Raw genomic sequence first — 17113 nt, 5'->3', positions numbered from 1 at the left:
TCTAGCCGGATGCCAGATTCATCTATTCATTAGAAACGGTAGTACAGTTCTGACTCTGTCAAAGAAGAGGAATTCCAATGGCTCAGAAGCAAGAAGAAGACGAAAAGGTCCGTTTGGACAAATGGTTGTGGGCGGCGCGGTTTTTCAAAACCCGGGCGTTGGCCAAGGCCGCTATTGAAAGTGGCAAAGTGCATTGTCGCGGTGAGCGTTGCAAGCCGAGTAAAGAGCCTCGACTGGGCGATGAGCTGCAAATACGCGTGGGCCTGGAAGAGCGCACGGTCGAAGTCAAAGCGCTGTCAGTCGTGCGTCGTGGCGCGCCCGAGGCACAATTGTTGTACGCCGAAACTGAGCAGAGTATCGCCAAGCGTGAGCACGCTGCCGCCATGCGCAAATCCGGAGCAATGGGGATTACGACGGACGGTAAACCGACCAAAAAACAACGGCGCCAATTGCATCAGTTTCAGGATGCCAGTGGCGCCGAGTAGAGCGGCGATTTACAGGGTGTATGACGCGGGTTGCTTAACCGCGCACCACGCTCATGCGTGACACCAGCGGCAGACGCTGCAACAGCGAAAAAATCGGTGCCGTCACGCGCATCAGCGCACCTGAAACCTTGGCCGCGAACGGGGTGTAATAGCCCCAGCCCAACGCCAGGAATGCCAGCAACAAGCCGCCGATGTAGTCGTCCTGGCCCCAATGGGCGCCAGCTACCAGTCGCGGCATCATGAACAGCAGCGTCAGGCCCCAGATCACCACCTTCTGGCCAATGGTGCGGCTGAACACACTCATGAACATGCCCCAGATCAGCAGTACCGAGGCGTGATCGCCCGGAAAGCTCTGGCTTGAGCGGTCTTTCAGTTCCCAGGTTTTTTCAAGGCCCGGAAAGAAGTCGCTCAGGTGAATGGCATCTTCAAACACCATCGACGGGCTATTGTGCTGCCAACCCATCGCGGCCGTGAGTTTGGAAAACAGCGCGCGGATCACCACCAGCAGCAACAGGATCGCCAGAAAACCAAACAGCGCGCGACGCACCTGCGTGGCCTCAAATACCCAGTTACCTTTGATCAGCAGGGCCAGCATGATGACCCCGACTACCACATCGAAAGGTCGAAGACTTGCAACTGCCCACATGTGGAGCCATATAGGGTTATCAGCCAATGGACGATTGAGCAGATGGAACAACCAGTCGTCGAAAGTCAGGCAGAGAATTTGGCCGAATGGCCATAACCAGAAACACAAAAGCCCCAGAGCGAGTAAATTACACCCCGCTAGGGCTCTGAGGTTCCACCTTGTTTGGAACAGAGTGGGATTGTTCATGACATGCCCCCTTGGCTGGGTCTTTGCACTCGATAGGTGCTAAAAACGCGCCTTTATAAAGACTCGAACACATTTTGTCACCAATTTAGAACCCTATTCCTATGTCCGATTTACGCAAAACCGACTTTACGCAGCGCTTCATTTTCGATAACAGCGACACCCGCGGCGAGCTGGTGTCGCTGGATCACAGCTACGCTGAGGTACTGGCCAAGCACGCTTACCCTGAGCCGGTTCAACAACTGCTGGGCGAGCTGATGGCCGCTGCGGCGTTGCTGGTCAGCACCCTGAAATTCGACGGCCTGATGAGCCTTCAAGCCCGTTCCGAAGGCGCGGTTCCGCTGCTGATGATTGAAATCACCAGCGAACATGAAATTCGCGGCCTGGCCCGATTTGACGCGGATCAGATCACCCCCGACGCGACCCTGAGCGACCTGATGCCCAACGGCGTCCTGGCCCTGACCATCGACCCGACAATCGGTAAGCGTTATCAGGGCATCGTGGACCTGGGCGGCAATGATCTGTCGGCCTGTTTCACCAATTACTTCGTAATGTCGCACCAGGTGCCTACGCGTTTCTGGCTCGCGGCGGATGGCAAGCGCGCACGCGGCATGCTCTTGCAGCAACTGCCTGCCGAAGTGATCAAAGACGAAGTAGATCGTGCCGAGAGCTGGAACCGCCTGAATGCGTTGGGCGATACCCTCAAGGTCGAAGAACTGCTGGGGCTGGATAACGAAACAATTCTGCATCGCTTGTTCCACGAGGATGTAGTGCGTCTTTTTGATAAGGATGGCATCGAATTCAAATGCAGCTGCTCGCGCGAACGCTCCGGCAATGCGTTGTCCAGCCTGGGCCATGACGATGCGCTTACGCTGGTCAAAGAGCACGGCGGCCATATTGAAATCGACTGCCAATTTTGCAACGAGCGTTACTTGTTCGATGCCGCCGATGTCGATCAATTGTTCGCGGGCGCAGGTGTAGAGACGCCTTCAGGCACTCACCACTAAAACGTTTCAGCGCAGGTAAAACCCCTGTCAAAGCCCGGTATAACGCGGTTCTGACAGGTGGGCCCTACTTTTTTTGGGCGTTTCTGGCATAATCCGGCCCACTTTTTTCGCGGTAGTAGTGCAAAATTTTCTACTACAAAACGTTTGGCGCAATCGGCCAATGGCCGACGGGGAACCTCATGACGCAAGCTAATAACGCCGTGTACACCGATCTGAGCATCGACGATCTGGTCAAAGAAGCCCTGAACCGTGGTGAAGGTGAGCTTGCCGACAATGGCGCACTGGTTGTTAAAACGGGCCACCGTACCGGCCGTTCGCCAGCTGACCGCTTTATCGTTGAAGAGCCTACAACTCAGGACGCCATTGCCTGGGGCGCGATCAACCGCAAGTTCCCGGCCGACAAGTTCGACGCACTGTGGGACCGTGTTGCGGCCTACCTCGGTGAGCGCGAGCGCTTCGTTTCCCACGTTCATGTAGGTTCTGACCCGGCGCACTACCTGCCCGTGAAAATGACCACCGAAACCGCTTGGCACAACCTGTTTGGCCGTTGCCTGTTCATCAACCCTGAACAGTACAACCCGGCTGGCAAAGATGAGTGGCAAGTGATCAACGCACCGAACTTCGAGTGCGTGCCTGAGCGCGATGGCACCCATTCCGACGGTTGCGTAATCATCAACTTCGCGGCCAAAAAAGTCCTGATCGCAGGCATGCGTTACGCCGGCGAAATGAAAAAAGCCCTGTTCTCCGTTCAAAACTTCCTGTTGCCAGCCGTTGACGTCCTGCCGATGCATTGCGCCGCCAACATGGGTGAAGACGGCGACGTGACCCTGTTCTTCGGCCTGTCCGGCACCGGCAAGACCACGTTGTCGGCTGATGAAAGCCGTTACCTGATCGGTGACGACGAACACGGCTGGGGCGTGGGCGTGGTGTTCAACATCGAAGGCGGTTGCTATGCCAAGTGCATCGACCTGTCGGAGAAGAACGAGCCGGTCATCTGGAAAGCCATCCAGCACGGTGCCGTTCTGGAAAACGTGGTACTGGATGCCAACAAAAAGCCTGACTACTCGGATGACAGCCTGACGCAAAACAGCCGCGCCGCTTACCCGCGTGAACTGATCGAAAAACGCGCTCCGAAGAACCTGGGCGGCGAGCCTAACGCCGTGATCTTCCTGACCTGCGACCTGACTGGCGTATTGCCGCCGGTGTCGATCCTCAGCGAAGAACAAGCGGCTTACCACTTCCTGTCTGGCTACACCGCACTGGTGGGCTCGACTGAAATGGGTTCGGGCAGCGGCATCAAGTCGACCTTCTCGACGTGCTTCGGCGCGCCATTCTTCCCACGTCCTGCCGGTGAATACGCAGAGCTGCTGATCAAACGCATCCGCGGTTTCGGCTCCAAGGTGTACCTGGTCAACACCGGCTGGACCGGCGGTGGCTACGGCGTGGGCAAGCGTTTCAACATCCCGACCACCCGTGCCGTGATCGCTGCGATCCAGAGCGGCGCGCTGATCGGTGCTGAAACCGAACACCTGGACATCATCAACCTGGACGTGCCAAAAACCGTACCGGGCGTCGACACGGCTCTGCTCAACCCGCGCAACACTTGGGCTGACCAAGCTGCGTACGACGAAGCCGCCAAGGCATTGGCTGGCCTGTTCACCGAAAACTTCAAGAAGTTTGACGTGAGCGATGCAATCAAGGCGGCTGGCCCGAAGGCATAACCCTTCGTACCGAACGCTGATTCACGAAAAGCCGCCTGAGAGGGCGGTTTTTTTATACCTGCGAATCAGCCTTCAAGGCTGTCGGTGTCCCAGTGTTGCGCCACGATGGCTGTGTAAAGCATGCCAATCGTCAAGGGCACTTTGCTTTCCCGGCCCTTGGCGCTGCGCTTGAGATGAGGGTCATGGCCTGCGGGCTGAAAATAGCGATAGGCGTCGTAATCATCCAGCGTCAACCCGAAGCGCTCTTCCAGCGCCTCCATCAGCTGTTGGGCGTCACGGCCATTGCAACCCAGGTCTAGATTGATCGCCGTCTTCAAACTGACGGTTTTGTGCTCCGGCAGACCGATTTCTTCGTGCAGCAATTGCATCAGCTCACGCAAGACGGGCGTGTCGGGGAGGTCGGTGGCGAGTTTCATGTGGTGTGTCCGTAAACCCAAGGTTGAAGAAGTACAACGTAGTCCCGTAGTTGCTGTCGAGGTAAGAAGTTGCGATCGCTTTGCAGCGCTCCACCCATCAGCACAACAGGGCAGGGCGTATCCCCGGCTGAAGGTCTGCCTTCATCGATCAACACCGAACAGTTGAACTCGACCCTGTATCATCCCCTTTCAATTTCCCCTGACCTTTTCTCGATCCGTTGCGCAGCGGGCGTTAGCCTTGCGGGCTTTGCAACGGTCAATGGAGTGACAGTGATGCACAACACCCTGGAACAGGTTTTCGGTTATCCACAATTTCGTCCCGGCCAGGAGGCGGCCATCGGCGCGGTGTTGGCTGGGCGCTCAGCGGCTGCGATTTTCCCTACGGGTTCCGGGAAGTCGCTGTGCTATCAGTTGCCAGCTTTGCTGTTGCCGCACCTGACGCTGGTGGTTTCGCCGCTGCTGGCGCTGATGCAGGATCAACTGGCCTTTCTCCAGCGCCACGGCATTCCGGCGGCCAGTATTGACTCGGCACAAGGCCGCGATGAAGCCAGTTCGGTGATGGCGCGGGCCAAGTCGGGGGAGTTGAAAATTTTGATGATTTCGGTCGAGCGCCTGAAAAACGAGCGCTTCCGACATTTTCTGCAGCAAGTCCCGATTTCTTTGCTGGTGGTGGACGAGGCGCACTGTATTTCGGAGTGGGGCCATAACTTCCGTCCGGACTATTTGAAGCTTCCGGACTACCAGCGCCAGTTCAATATCCCACAAGTGTTGTTGCTCACGGCCACCGCCACGCCCGCGGTCATTGTGGACATGCAAACCAAGTTCGCGATTGCTGAATCCGATGTCGTCACCACCGGTTTTTATCGCGCCAATCTCAATCTGTGGGTCGAACCTGTTACCGGCGCTGCCAAGCGTCAGCGGTTGGTGCAGTGGATGGGTGAGCGTCAGGGCCAACCGAGTATTGTCTACGTCACCTTGCAGAAGACGGCCGAGCACATCGCCCAGCACTTGAATCAGCACGGGATCAGCGCCAGCGCCTATCACGCCGGTTTGCCCCACGATCAGCGCGAAAGCATCCAGCGTGAGTTCATGGGCGGGCAGTTGAACTGCATCGTCGCCACCATTGCCTTCGGCATGGGCATCGACAAAAGCGACATCCGCAATGTGGTGCATTTTGATTTGCCCAAGTCGATCGAAAATTACAGCCAGGAGATCGGCCGGGCGGGGCGCGACGGGCAGGCGTCGGACTGTCTGGTGCTGGCCAACCGAGACAGCCTCAACGTGCTGGAAAACTTCGTTTATGGCGACACGCCCGAGTTGCAGGGGATTCGCACGGTGCTGGAAGACCTGCGTGCGGCCATCGCTGAAGGTCAGTGGGAATTCATGCTGTTGCCTTTGTCCGATCAGAGCAATATCCGTCAGTTGCCGCTCAAAACCCTGCTGGTTCAATTGGAGCTGCGTGGGCTGATTGCGCCGCGTTATGCCTACTTTGCCGAGTACCGTTTCAAGTGCCTGATCGATCCCGACGCGTTATTGGCCAGGTTCGAGGGCGAACGCCGGGACTTTGTCGCGGGCATCATCCAGACGTCCAGCCGCGCCCGAACCTGGTGGACGGTGAATTTCGATGCGCTGTATGAACAGCATCAGGCCGAGCGTAATCGCGTGGTCAAGGCGCTCGACTATTTTCAGGAGAAAGGCTGGATCGAGCTGGAAAGCAAGCAGATGACCGAGGTCTACAGCGTGCGGGTGAACCAGGTGGACGTCGATGCGTTAAGCCTGGAGCTGCATCGCTACTTCAGCGCTCATGAAAATGCCGAAATCGTGCGGATTCACGCCATGTTGGCGCTGTTTGCCAGTGACACGTGCTTGAGCTATCGCCTGGCGCAGTATTTTGGCGACGACAACGCACCGCAACGCTGCGGGCATTGTTCGGTATGCGCCGGACAGGTGGCGCAATTGCCCGAGCCGCCTGCGCTTGCGCCGCTTGTGGATAAAAACTTTGAAGGCCTGTGCGGCCCGTTTATCCACAGGCATCAGGAATACACAGGCAGTTATCCCCCGCCGGAACGCCTGACCCGCTTCTTGTGCGGTATCAGCGTGCCGATGTTTACCAAAATCAAAGCCCGCGCCATTCCGGGGTTTGCCGCCCTTGAGCTTTATCCCTACGCGCAGGTTCGTGAGTGGGCCGCGCTGCATGTGCAAGGCGCCTGAGCCGAACTTCGGCACACAAAAAAGCCAACCCCCCCTGCCTGAGGGTTGGCTTTAACGCGTCACATCACAGGATGTCTTTGTAGGTGGTTGGGCTATACGCAAGGCTCTGCGACAACCCTGCGGCTGGCTGGTAGGGCGCCCCTTTAATGGCGCTGAACGCGACACCTTTGCTGCCCAGTGACGCGTAACGCTCGTTCTTCTCCGACTCGGTGATCTTGGTGTAGGAGTACTTATGCATGGCCGCGTATTTCGCCTCGTCACTGACGAGGGTCTTGTGCCGTGCTTCCAGATCCGCAGCGGACAGGTTCAAGCGTTTATCCAGCGCCACGCCCCAGCGGGTCAGGCAGGTTTCTGCGAAATGGCGCACCACCATCCCCGGTGCGACCAGTACCTTGTCGCCTTTGTCACCATCAGGCGCCGCGTTGCCCACTAGCGTGGCATGGCGCCCGGCCATTGGGTAGATGTGGACGCGCGTGTTGGAGGCGGTTTCCGGAACGACGCAAGAAAACCCTTTAGAGCGTTCATCACGAGCGAAGAAGCCCACGTATTCCTCAACGTTTTTACCCAGCTCAACCCGCGCGCTTTGGAAGTTCAGCGGGCCCGGCACCGGGTCCACGGCGAATATATTGACCGGAATATGTTTCAGCTCACTGTCGTTGAGCATGGCGTTGGCCAGCATGTGGCAGCTGACGGCGCCGCGACTCCAGCCGACCAGGTTGACCTGGGTCGGGATCACGCCGTCCTTGCGGAAAGTTTTGATCAGTTGTTCTTGCAGTTGTTGCTGGGTCACGCTGCGGTTGCCGTAATCGTATTTGCGCCACATCCACGAACCGGTCACGCTCACGTCTTCGATCGGAATTCCGGCCGCTTTGAGGCGGTTATATTCCGCTTCGGTGAGCTTCTCGCGTTGCCATTCGCACTTGCCTTTGAGAATGCTCAGCGCGTGCTTCACGTTCTCTTCCCAGCCCTTGCCAAACAGGCTGCCGGTCATGCCGTATTCCTTGTTCTGCACGAACATTTCATCGGCCTGCAAGTTGCCGCTGCCGGGCCCATCCACGACGATCCATTCAGCAAACTCACGGCCTGTGCTGTGGGCCGCCAGCGTCGAAATCAGCTCGCCATTCCAATAGTTCTCGTGGGTGGCGTCGAACTTGGTGGAGCCGGTGCCGCAGAAGTAAACGGTTACTGTAGTCACGATAAATCCTTGCGTTCATTGGAGAGAACGCAAGGTAGCTATCGGACAGTTCCTGCATCAGAAGGAGATTTAGCCGCTATGGGAATGCTTTCCTTAGCCGTTTGAAGTCAGTGTTGCGGCTTACCCCACGAGCGCTTTAAGCACGCGGGTAAAGGCGTGGCTGCTTTCGATTTCGTCAGCATGGCGACCTTCGCGCACCACCCACTTGCCATTGACCAGCACATCACGCACCTGACGATCACCGCCCGCAAACAGCCAGCGGTTGAGAATGGCATCTTCGTGCGCCGTGGCCAGATACGGGTCGTTGCCGTCCAGCACGATCCAATCGGCGCGCTGGCCCACCGCCAGCCCGGCAACAGGCTGCCCCATGGCTTGCGCGCCGCCAGCCAGTGCGGCGTCAAACAGCGTGCGTCCGACCATGGGCTGATCGGGACGGTGTAACCGGTTGCGTCGCTGATCGCGCAAGCGCTGGCCGTATTCCAGCCAGCGCAGTTCTTCTACCACGCTCAGGGACACATGGCTGTCGGAACCAATCCCCAGGCGCCCGCCCTGTGCCAGATACTCCACCGCCGGGAAAATCCCATCGCCCAGATTGGCTTCGGTGGTCAGGCACAGCCCTGCCACGGCCTGGCTAGTGGCCATGCGCGCCACTTCGTCGGCATTGGCATGGGTGGCATGCACCAGGCACCAGCGCGCGTCGACTTCAACGTTGTCATACAACCACTCAATCGGGCGCTTGCCACTCCAGCTCAGGCAGTCATCCACTTCCTTGCGCTGTTCCGCGATGTGAATGTGTACCGGGCATGTGGTGTCGCTGGCCCCCATGACGTCATGGATTTGCTCCGGGGTGACGGCACGCAATGAGTGAAAGCACACGCCCAGGGCTTGGGCCGGTTGTCTGGCCAACAGCGGCGCCAACTGTTGCTGCACTTTCAGGTAATGCTCGGTGCTGTTGATGAAGCGCCGCTGGCCGTCATTCGGGGCTTGGCCACCAAATCCGGCGTGTGTGTAAAGCACCGGCAGGAGTGTAAGACCTATGCCCGAAGAGCGTGCGGCCTCGCTGATTCTTAATGCCAATTCCGCCGGATTTGCGTAGGGCTTGCCGGATAGATCGTGGTGAACGTAGTGAAATTCAGCCACTGAGGTGTAACCGGCCTTGAGCATCTCGATGTACAACTGGCGGGCGATGATGCCCAGCTGTTCCGGGGTGATTTTTCCCACAAGGCGATACATCAAGTCGCGCCATGTCCAGAAACTGTCATTGGGGTTGCCAGCCACTTCCGCCAAACCGGCCATGGCGCGCTGAAACGCGTGGGAATGCAGGTTGGGCATGCCCGGCAACAACGGGCCATTCACGCGTTCGGCCCCTTGCGCGTGGGCATCGGGCTGGATGGACACGAGTCGGCCATCTTCGCCAACCTCTATTCGGACATTGGTCGCCCAGCCCGTGGGTAACAGCGCACGTTCGGCAAAGAAAACGGACATCGGTTTCGTACCCTATCGTTTGTTATTTGTATATACATATACAGACGTTTGCCTGCTCGGTAAACTCCGGCAAGCTACGCGTCTTTACTCATAAACAAGGAATGCCTGTGCCGACTCCGCCTGCCGTCAACCCGCTGGCTGCCCAAATGGGCGAAAGTCCGGCGCCCCTGTACGCCCGCGTCAAACAGATGATCACTCAGCAAATCAAGAGCGGTAACTGGCCGCCGCATTACCGCGTCCCCTCTGAAAGTGAGCTGGTCAGCCAATTGGGCTTCAGCCGTATGACCATTAACCGCGCCCTGCGTGAAATGACCGCCGACGGCCTGCTTGTGCGCATGCAAGGGGTCGGCACCTTTGTGGCCGAACCCAAAACCCAGTCCGCACTGTTTGAAGTCCACAACATTGCCGATGAGATTGCCGCCCGTGGCCATGCGCACAGTTGCAAGGTCATCAGCCTGGGTGAAGAGGCCGCCGGTTCCGAGCGCGCGGCGGTGCTGGACATGCGCGAAGGGCAAAAGGTGTTTCATTCGTTGATCGTGCATTACGAGAATGGAATTCCCGTGCAAATTGAGGACCGTTTTGTGAATGCGCTGGTGGCACCGGACTACCTCAAACAGGACTTCACGCTGCAAACGCCCTACGCCTATCTGTCTCAAGTCGCCCCCCTGACCGAGGGCGAACACGTCGTCGAAGCGATTCTGGCTGATCCGAAAGAGTGCAAGCTGCTGCAAATCGAACCCGGCGAGCCCTGCCTGCTGGTTCGTCGGCGTACCTGGTCGGGCCGTCAGCCGGTGACGGCGGCTCGCCTGATTCATCCCGGTTCCCGTCATCGCCTTGAAGGACGTTTCAGTAAATGAACCCATTGACCGTTTTACGCGCCGCTGATTACCCGCGCATGCCGTGGAAAAACGGCGGCGGCAGCACCGAAGAAATCACCCGTGATGCAGGCGAGGGGCTTGAAGGCTTTGGCTGGCGCCTGTCGATTGCTGACATTGGCGAGTCGGGCGGTTTTTCGCAGTTTGAGGGCTACCAGCGCATCATCAGCGTGCTGCAAGGCGCGGGCATGAATTTGCAAGTGGACGGCGCACACACGCGAGCCTTGTTACCGTTCGATGCGTTCGCCTTCAGGGGTGAAAGCGCAGTGAGTTGCACGCTGTTGGATGGACCGATCCGCGATTTCAACCTGATTTATGCCCCGGATCGTTACCGCGCCCGGCTGCAATGGCTGGCGGCTACCACGCCACAGCGCTTTTTCACTTCGGCCACTACCGTGCTGGTGTTCAGTGCCAGCGAGCAAGTGCATGTGGGGGTCGGTCACACGCACCATGAACATTTGGGTCGTTACGATTGCCTGCAACTGAGCAATGCCGACCGTTTGCTGGAAATCACCGTGACAGGACGCTGCTGTGTGATTGAGTTAAGTGCCGTCTGACCCACATCGCGTAGCAGCCCTCGGCCGCTGCTACGCACTGACCCTGAGGCCGATTTGTTACCGAATGCCTCAAAACAGCGCAAAAACGCCCCCTCGTAACACCTCCCTGCGTGCTTTCTTTTTTTGTAAGACACCGCTCACGTTGTTCAAAGCCCATGTTTGCGGGGCTCTCGTCATTTTCATGTTGAAAATTCAAAGATTGGCCGCTTACTTGCATATGCTTGTATGTACAAGTACATAAGTGTGCGTCTGCCCATCGCTGAGGAGTGACCCGTGACTTCAACTACCCCTAAATCGCCAGCCGAGTTCACCCGTCACCGCGACGGTGAAATCCGCGCCGCCCGTGGCACCCGTCTTACGGCTAAAAGCTGGATGACCGAAGCTCCGCTGCGGATGTTGATGAACAACCTCGACCCGCAAGTGGCCGAGAACCCGACCGAGCTGGTGGTGTATGGCGGCATTGGCCGGGCAGCACGCAACTGGGACTGTTACGACAAAATCGTCGAAAGCCTCACTCACCTCAATGACGACGAGACCTTGCTGGTGCAATCCGGCAAGCCGGTGGGCGTGTTCAAAACCCACAGCAATGCGCCGCGCGTGCTGATCGCCAACTCCAATCTGGTGCCGCACTGGGCGACCTGGGAACACTTTAACGAACTGGATGCCAAGGGTCTGGCCATGTATGGCCAGATGACAGCCGGGAGCTGGATCTACATCGGCAGTCAGGGGATTGTGCAAGGCACGTACGAAACCTTCGTCGAAGCCGGTCGCCAGCATTACAACGGCAGTCTCAAGGGCAAGTGGGTGCTGACAGCAGGTCTGGGCGGCATGGGCGGTGCGCAGCCTCTGGCCGCCACCCTGGCGGGCGCCTGCTCGCTGAACATCGAATGCCAGCAGAGCCGCATCGATTTCCGTCTGGCCACCCGGTACGTGGACGAACAGGCCACCGATCTGGATGACGCGCTGGCGCGGATCGCCCGCTACACCGCCGAAGGCAAAGCCATTTCCATAGCATTGTGTGGGAATGCTGCCGAGCTGCTGCCTGAAATGGTTCGCCGTGGTGTACGCCCGGACATGGTCACCGACCAGACCAGCGCCCACGACCCGCTCAACGGCTACCTGCCCAAAGGCTGGACCTGGGAGCAGTACCGCGACCGCGCCGTGACCGATCCGGCGGCAGTGGTCAGTGCCGCCAAGGCGTCGATGGGCGAACACGTCGAAGCCATGCTCGCCTTTCAGAAACAGGGCATCCCGACCTTCGACTACGGCAACAACATTCGTCAGATGGCCAAAGAAGTCGGCGTCGAAAATGCCTTCGACTTCCCCGGATTTGTACCAGCCTACATCCGCCCGCTGTTCTGCCGTGGCGTGGGCCCGTTCCGTTGGGTCGCGCTGTCGGGGGACGCCGAGGACATCTACAAGACCGACGCCAAGGTCAAAGAACTGATCGCCGACGACGCGCACCTGCACAACTGGCTGGACATGGCCCGCGAGCGCATCAGCTTCCAGGGTTTGCCGGCGCGTATTTGCTGGGTTGGCTTGGGCCAGCGTGCGAAGTTGGGCCTGGCGTTCAACGAAATGGTGCGCAGCGGCGAGCTGAAAGCGCCGATTGTGATTGGCCGCGACCATCTTGACTCCGGCTCCGTGGCCAGCCCCAACCGCGAAACCGAAGCCATGCAGGATGGCTCGGACGCGGTGTCCGACTGGCCGCTGCTCAATGCCTTGCTCAACACCGCCAGCGGCGCGACCTGGGTTTCGCTGCACCACGGCGGTGGCGTGGGCATGGGCTTCTCGCAGCATTCGGGCATGGTGATTGTGTGTGATGGCACCGACGAAGCGGCCGAACGCATCGCCCGCGTGCTGCACAACGACCCGGCCACCGGCGTGATGCGCCATGCCGACGCTGGGTATGAAATTGCCATCGACTGCGCCAACGAACAGGGCCTGAACCTGCCGATGATTAACGGCTGAGCTGTATTTTGCTGACGCGCGTGCGCAGGCGTGGATCCGTCCCCCTGCGAGCACGACAGCCCACAACAAAAACGTCATTTATCAACACGCGTGAAGGAGTATTAACGTGCTTGAGTTAAACCTGATTCCCGGCCAGCTGAGCCTTGCCCAACTGCGAGACATTTATCAGCAGCCAGTGGTCCTCACGCTGGATGAACGTGCATCGGCGCAGATCGATGCCAGTGTCGCGTGTGTTGAACAGATTCTTGCCGAAAACCGCACAACTTACGGCATCAACACCGGTTTCGGACTGTTGGCGTCGACCAAAATCGCCAGCGATGACCTCGAAAACCTTCAGCGTTCGTTGGTGTTGTCCCACGCGGCGGGGATTGGAGAGCCGATCAGTGATGCGCTGGTGCGCCTGATCATGGTGCTCAAGGTCAACAGCCTGAGCCGCGGTTTTTCCGGTATCCGCCGGGTGGTGATCAATGCCTTGATCGCGCTGATCAATGCCGAGGTCTATCCGCATATTCCGCTCAAAGGTTCGGTCGGCGCATCAGGTGACCTGGCGCCCTTGGCGCACATGTCGCTGGTGCTGCTGGGCGAAGGCAAAGCGCGCTACAAAGGTGAATGGCTCGACGCGCGTGCTGCCTTGAAACAGGCCGGTCTGGAGCCGTTGACACTGGCCGCCAAAGAAGGCCTGGCGTTGCTCAATGGCACGCAAGTGTCCACCGCCTTTGCGCTGCGCGGCTTGTTTGAAGGCGAAGACCTGTTTGCCGCGGCCATGGCGTGTGGCGGCCTGACTGTTGAGGCGGTGTTGGGTTCGCGCTCGCCGTTCGACCCACGCATTCACGCCGCGCGTGGCCAGCGTGGGCAAATCGACGCTGCTGCCATTTATCGCGACCTGCTGGGCGACAGCAGTGAAGTGTCGCTGTCCCACAAGCACTGCGACAAGGTGCAGGATCCGTACTCCCTGCGTTGTCAGCCACAGGTGATGGGCGCCTGCCTGACTCAGTTCCGTCAGGCGGCCGAGGTGCTCGGTATTGAGGCCAACGCTGTGTCGGATAACCCGCTGGTGTTCGCCGAGCAGGGCGACGTGATTTCCGGCGGTAACTTCCACGCCGAGCCCGTGGCCATGGCAGCCGACAACATGGCGCTGGCCATCGCTGAAATCGGCTCGCTGAGCGAGCGTCGCATCTCGCTGATGATGGACAAACACATGTCGCAACTGCCGCCGTTTCTGGTGGGCAATGGCGGCGTCAACTCCGGTTTTATGATTGCTCAAGTGACCGCCGCAGCTTTGGCCAGCGAGAACAAAGCGTTGTCCCACCCCCACAGTGTCGATAGCATTCCGACGTCGGCGAACCAGGAAGACCACGTGTCCATGGCACCTGCTGCGGGCAAGCGCTTGTGGGAAATGGCTGAAAACGTGCGCGGTGTATTAGCTGTCGAGTGGCTGGCGGCTTGTCAGGGGCTCGACTTGCGCGATGGCCTGAAAACCTCGCCGAAGCTGGAAATTGCGCGCACCACGCTGCGTGAAAAAGTGGCGTTTTATGAAAAAGACCGTTTCTTCGCCCCGGACATCGATGCGGCCATGCAACTGCTGGCCTCGCGTTGCCTGAACGCGCTAGTGCCTGCGCGGATGCTGCCAAGCCTGTAATCACGTCGCCGCAGAGGGCCTTGAGCCCTCTGTGCGGTGGTGTGCGCCGACAAAAATAATTAAGGACGCGCGAAATGCACAAGCAAGCTCAAGGTTTGAAGCGCGGGCTGACGGCTCGCCACATCCGTTTCATGGCGCTGGGTTCAGCGATCGGGACGGGGTTGTTTTACGGTTCGGCTGCGGCCATCCAGATGGCTGGCCCCGCGGTCTTGCTGGCGTACCTGATAGGTGGCGCCGCCGTATTCATGGTCATGCGCGCACTGGGCGAAATGGCCGTGCGCGATCCGGTGTCCGGGTCGTTTGGCCATTACGCCAGCACCTATTTGGGCCCGATGTCGGGGTTCATCCTCGGTTGGACCTACGCGTTTGAAATGATCATCGTGTGCCTGGCCGACATCACGGCATTCGGCATTTACATGGGGTTCTGGTTCCCCGACGTGGCGCGCTGGATCTGGGTACTGGGCATCGTGCTGCTGATTGGCGGCCTGAACCTGTGCAGCGTCAAAGTCTTTGGCGAGATGGAATTCTGGCTGTCGCTGCTCAAAGTCGCCGCCATCGTGGCGATGATTCTGGCCGGTTTCGGCATCATGCTGTTTGGCATCGGCAGCGCGGGCAGTGCAGACGCCGCCGCGACCGGGATCAGCAATTTGTGGTCGTTTGGCGGCTTTATGCCCAATGGCGTGGGCGGGTTGATTGCCTCGTTTGCGGTGGTGATGTTCGCGTTCGGCGGCATTGAAATCATTGGCATCACGGCCGGTGAGGCCAAAGACCCGGAACGTGTGATCCCCAAAGCGATCAACGCCGTGCCGTTGCGTATCTTGCTGTTCTACGTGCTGACCCTGTTTGTACTGATGGCCATTTACCCTTGGACGCAGATCGGTAGCCAGGGCAGTCCGTTTGTACAAATTTTCGACAGCCTGGGCATCAGCTCGGCGGCGACCCTGCTCAATATCGTGGTGATTACTGCGGCGGTGTCGGCGATCAACAGCGACATCTTCGGGGCGGGTCGCATGATGTATGGCCTGGCCCAGCAAGGCCATGCGCCAAAAGGCTTCGCACAGATTTCCCGCCATGGCGTGCCGTGGATGACCGTGCTGGTGATGGGCGTGACGTTGCTGGCCGGTGTGGTACTCAATTACCTGATCCCGGAAGACATCTTCCTCATCATTGCCTCGATTGCGACCTTCGCCACGGTGTGGGTGTGGCTGATGATTCTGGTCACGCAAATCGCTATGCGCCGCTCGATGACGGCCGAAGAAGTGGCGCAGCTCAAGTTTCCGGTGCCGTTCTGGCCGTATGCTCCGATCGCGGCCACGGTGTTCATGGTGTTTATCTTCGGCGTGCTGGGCTATTTCCCTGACACCCGTGCGGCACTGATTGTGGGCGCCGTCTGGATTGTATTGCTGATCGTGGCGTATCGGTTGTGGGTAAAACCGTTGGCCGGGCATGCGGTCAAAGCCCAGCCCGAGTTGTCCTGATCCCAACGTTTAACGGCGGAGTGAGTGAATGAAAACGCTTTGGCAACACTGCAATGTCGCAACCATGGCCGAGGGTGCGTACTCGATCATCGAGGACGCCGCCATTGTGACGTGTGAAGGCTTCATTGAGTGGATCGGCCCACGGCTGCACGTGCCCCACGGTGAATACAGCCAGACCCATGGCCTGGAAGGCGCGTGGGTGACGCCGGGCCTGATCGATTGCCACACGCACACGGTGTTCGGCGGCAACCGCAGCGGTGAGTTCGAGCAGCGTCTGCAAGGCGTCAGCTATGCCGACATTGCGGCCGCCGGGGGCGGAATTGCCAGCACCGTGCGTGCGACCCGTGCTGCCAGCGAAGAGGAATTGTTCGCCAGTGCGCGTCAGCGTTTGATGTGTCTGCTGCGCGACGGTGTTACCAGCGTGGAGATCAAATCCGGCTACGGTTTGAGCCTTGAAAGCGAGCGCAAAATCTTGCGCGTGATTCGCCGTCTGGGCGACACGCTGCCGGTCACGGTGCGCAGTACCTGTCTGGCGGCCCACGCATTACCGCCCGAGTACAAAGACCGTGCAGACGACTACATCGATCTGATCTGCAACGAAATGCTTCCCGCGCTGGCAGCCGAAGGGCTGGTCGACGCCGTGGATGCCTTCTGCGAATACCTGGCGTTCTCCCCGGCGCAGGTGGAGCGGGTGTTCAAGGTGGCGCAGGGCTTGGGGTTGCCGGTCAAGCTGCACGCCGAGCAACTGTCGTCGCTGCACGGCTCCAGCCTTGCGGCGCGCTATCACGCGTTGTCGGCGGACCATCTGGAGTTCATGACCGAAGAAGACGCCATGGCCATGGCGGCGGCGGGCACTGTCGCGGTGCTGCTGCCGGGCGCGTTCTATTTCCTGCGTGAGACCCAGTTGCCGCCGATGCAGGCCCTGCGCAAGCACGGTGTGAAAATCGCCATCGCCAGCGACCTCAATCCGGGTACTTCGCCTGCGTTGTCATTGCGTTTGATGATGAACATGGCCTGCACCCTGTTTCGCATGACGCCTGAAGAAGCGCTGGCAGGCGTGACCCTGCACGCGGCCACAGCGTTGGGGATGGGCGAGACGCATGGTTCGCTGGCGCCGGGCAAAGTAGCGGACTTCGTGGCCTGGAATATAGATCGCCCGGCGGACCTGGCGTACTGGTTGGGCGGTGATCTGGATAAACGCGTCGTGCGCAACGGCGCCGACGTAGTGCTTTAGGAGAAACGCG

At 59.0% G+C, this 17113-nt stretch carries 14 protein-coding genes; 10 read left to right on the top strand and 4 right to left on the bottom strand.

Annotated elements, in window-relative coordinates:
• Positions 1-77: 77 nt before the first annotated feature.
• Positions 78-485, top strand: coding sequence for an RNA-binding S4 domain-containing protein (locus IF654_RS21495; protein WP_047272932.1), 408 nt, complete (start codon positions 78-80; stop codon positions 483-485).
• Positions 486-519: 34 nt separating this feature from the next.
• Here IF654_RS21495 and IF654_RS21490 read toward each other — a convergent pair whose 3' ends face one another.
• On the bottom strand, positions 520-1317 hold the full coding sequence (locus tag IF654_RS21490) for a phosphatase PAP2 family protein (protein WP_047272933.1): 798 nt from the start codon (positions 1315-1317) through the stop codon (positions 520-522).
• A 101-nt stretch (positions 1318-1418) separates the two neighbouring features.
• Here IF654_RS21490 and hslO point away from each other — a divergent pair, with 101 nt between their 5' ends.
• Positions 1419-2321 (top strand): Hsp33 family molecular chaperone HslO, encoded by a 903-nt coding sequence (hslO, locus tag IF654_RS21485; RefSeq protein WP_047272934.1) that lies wholly within the window; start codon positions 1419-1421, stop codon positions 2319-2321.
• Positions 2322-2500: 179 nt separating this feature from the next.
• Positions 2501-4042, top strand: a complete 1542-nt coding sequence (locus IF654_RS21480; RefSeq protein WP_047272935.1) for a phosphoenolpyruvate carboxykinase — start codon at positions 2501-2503, stop codon at positions 4040-4042.
• 65 nt (positions 4043-4107) lie between these two features.
• On the opposite strand, the gene IF654_RS21475 is transcribed toward IF654_RS21480, so the two are convergent.
• Positions 4108-4458, bottom strand: a complete 351-nt coding sequence (locus IF654_RS21475; RefSeq protein WP_047272936.1) for a DUF1493 family protein — start codon at positions 4456-4458, stop codon at positions 4108-4110.
• A 273-nt stretch (positions 4459-4731) separates the two neighbouring features.
• Between IF654_RS21475 and IF654_RS21470 the strand changes: the two genes are divergently transcribed.
• Complete coding sequence (locus IF654_RS21470) at positions 4732-6669, top strand: RecQ family ATP-dependent DNA helicase (protein WP_194862079.1); 1938 nt, start codon at positions 4732-4734, stop codon at positions 6667-6669.
• 64 nt (positions 6670-6733) lie between these two features.
• Here the strand turns inward: IF654_RS21470 and IF654_RS21465 are convergent, their stop codons facing one another.
• Positions 6734-7864, bottom strand: a complete 1131-nt coding sequence (locus IF654_RS21465) for a hypothetical protein (protein WP_194862080.1) — start codon at positions 7862-7864, stop codon at positions 6734-6736.
• A gap of 120 nt (positions 7865-7984) precedes the next feature.
• Positions 7985-9349, bottom strand: a complete 1365-nt coding sequence (locus IF654_RS21460) for a formimidoylglutamate deiminase (protein WP_047281752.1) — start codon at positions 9347-9349, stop codon at positions 7985-7987.
• A gap of 101 nt (positions 9350-9450) precedes the next feature.
• On the opposite strand from IF654_RS21460, the gene hutC reads away from it, so the two are divergent.
• From hutC to hutI, 6 genes are all read left to right on the top strand, one after another.
• Positions 9451-10206 (top strand): histidine utilization repressor, encoded by a 756-nt coding sequence (gene hutC / locus IF654_RS21455; protein ID WP_169836452.1) that lies wholly within the window; start codon positions 9451-9453, stop codon positions 10204-10206.
• On the top strand, positions 10203-10781 hold the full coding sequence (locus IF654_RS21450; RefSeq protein ID WP_047272941.1) for a HutD/Ves family protein: 579 nt from the start codon (positions 10203-10205) through the stop codon (positions 10779-10781). The genes hutC and IF654_RS21450 overlap by 4 nt, the downstream gene beginning before the upstream one ends.
• Before the next feature lie 273 nt (positions 10782-11054).
• Positions 11055-12752: a urocanate hydratase gene (hutU, locus tag IF654_RS21445; RefSeq protein WP_070412473.1), complete on the top strand. Its 1698-nt coding sequence runs from the start codon at positions 11055-11057 to the stop codon at positions 12750-12752.
• 106 nt (positions 12753-12858) lie between these two features.
• Positions 12859-14391 carry a histidine ammonia-lyase gene (hutH, locus tag IF654_RS21440; protein WP_047274865.1) on the top strand — a complete coding sequence of 511 codons (1533 nt, stop codon included), beginning with the start codon at positions 12859-12861 and terminating at the stop codon, positions 14389-14391.
• A gap of 74 nt (positions 14392-14465) precedes the next feature.
• The gene (locus IF654_RS21435; RefSeq protein WP_047272957.1) at positions 14466-15869 is read left to right on the top strand and encodes an amino acid permease; all 1404 of its coding nucleotides are present in this window, start codon (positions 14466-14468) and stop codon (positions 15867-15869) included.
• 28 nt (positions 15870-15897) lie between these two features.
• Entirely contained in the window at positions 15898-17103 is a 1206-nt protein-coding gene (hutI, locus tag IF654_RS21430) for an imidazolonepropionase (RefSeq protein WP_094988250.1), read from the top strand.
• The last annotated feature ends 10 nt before the right edge of the window (positions 17104-17113 follow it).

The sequence above is a fragment of the Pseudomonas lundensis genome, from assembly GCF_015377145.2.
In the GTDB taxonomy this organism is placed as follows: domain Bacteria; phylum Pseudomonadota; class Gammaproteobacteria; order Pseudomonadales; family Pseudomonadaceae; genus Aquipseudomonas; species Aquipseudomonas lundensis.
This window is presented reverse-complemented; position numbering and strand designations above follow the sequence as displayed.